This is a genomic window from Streptomyces sp. NPDC048352, assembly GCF_040651895.1.
In the GTDB taxonomy this organism is placed as follows: Bacteria; Actinomycetota; Actinomycetes; order Streptomycetales; family Streptomycetaceae; genus Streptomyces.
In genome coordinates this window covers 2,072-3,669 of the sequence record NZ_JBEZKZ010000154.1, presented here as the reverse complement: position 1 = coordinate 3,669, position 1,598 = coordinate 2,072, and the positions used below count along the sequence as shown (strand labels likewise).

Annotated in this window: 1 other annotated feature (cut by a window edge). The window is 56.3% G+C overall.

Features of this window, described 5'->3' with window-relative positions:
- Nucleotides 1-2 precede the first annotated feature (2 nt).
- Nucleotides 3-1,598 (bottom strand) — a sequence feature (23S ribosomal RNA rRNA prediction is too short); it runs 127 nt beyond the window's last position.

Genomic DNA, 1,598 nt, shown 5'->3' with positions numbered 1-1,598 from the left:
TGCAATTTCACCGGGCCTATGGTTGAGACAGTCGAGAAGTCGTTACGCCATTCGTGCAGGTCGGAACTTACCCGACAAGGAATTTCGCTACCTTAGGATGGTTATAGTTACCACCGCCGTTTACTGGCGCTTAAGTTCTCAGCTTCGCAACCCCGAAAGGTCACTAACCGGTCCCCTTAACGTTCCAGCACCGGGCAGGCGTCAGTCCGTATACATCGCCTTACGGCTTCGCACGGACCTGTGTTTTTAGTAAACAGTCGCTTCTCGCTGGTCTCTGCGGCCACCCCCAGCTCAGGAAGCAAGTTCCTTCACCAGTGATGGCCCCCCTTCTCCCGAAGTTACGGGGGCATTTTGCCGAGTTCCTTAACCATAGTTCACCCGAACGCCTCGGTATTCTCTACCTGACCACCTGAGTCGGTTTAGGGTACGGGCCGCCATGAAACTCGCTAGAGGCTTTTCTCGACAGCATAGGATCATCCACTTCACCACAATCGGCTCGGCATCAGGTCTCAGCCTTATATGAGGGACGGATTTGCCTACCCCTCGGCCTACACCCTTACCCCGGGACAACCACCGCCCGGGCTGGACTACCTTCCTGCGTCACCCCATCGCTTACCTACTACCACCTTGGATCGCCGGCTCCACCACTTTCCTTTCCCCGAAGGGTCCGGAACGGCTTCACGGGCTTAGCATCAGAGGATTCGATATTGGGCGTTTCAAAGCGGGTACCGGAATATCAACCGGTTGTCCATCGACTACGCCTGTCGGCCTCGCCTTAGGTCCCGACTTACCCTGGGCAGATCAGCTTGACCCAGGAACCCTTAGTCAATCGGCGCACACGTTTCTCACGTGTGTATCGCTACTCATGCCTGCATTCTCACTCGTGAACCGTCCACAACTAGCTTCCGCTGCTGCTTCACCCGGCACACGACGCTCCCCTACCCATCACAGCGGGCGTTGGCCCTATTGCTGCAATGACACGACTTCGGCGGTACGCTTGAGCCCCGCTACATTGTCGGCGCGGAATCACTTGACCAGTGAGCTATTACGCACTCTTTCAAGGGTGGCTGCTTCTAAGCCAACCTCCTGGTTGTCTCTGCGACTCCACATCCTTTCCCACTTAGCGTACGCTTAGGGGCCTTAGTCGATGCTCTGGGCTGTTTCCCTCTCGACCATGGAGCTTATCCCCCACAGTCTCACTGCCGTGCTCTCACTTACCGGCATTCGGAGTTTGGCTAAGGTCAGTAACCCGGTAGGGCCCATCGCCTATCCAGTGCTCTACCTCCGGCAAGAAACACACGACGCTGCACCTAAATGCATTTCGGGGAGAACCAGCTATCACGGAGTTTGATTGGCCTTTCACCCCTAACCACAGGTCATCCCCCAGGTTTTCAACCCTGGTGGGTTCGGTCCTCCACGAAGTCTTACCTCCGCTTCAACCTGCCCATGGCTAGATCACTCCGCTTCGGGTCTAGAGCGTGCAACTCAATCGCCCTATTCGGACTCGCTTTCGCTACGGCTTCCCCACACGGGTTAACCTCGCTACACACCGCTAACTCGCAGGCTCATTCTTCAAAAGGCACGCAGTCACGACCGTT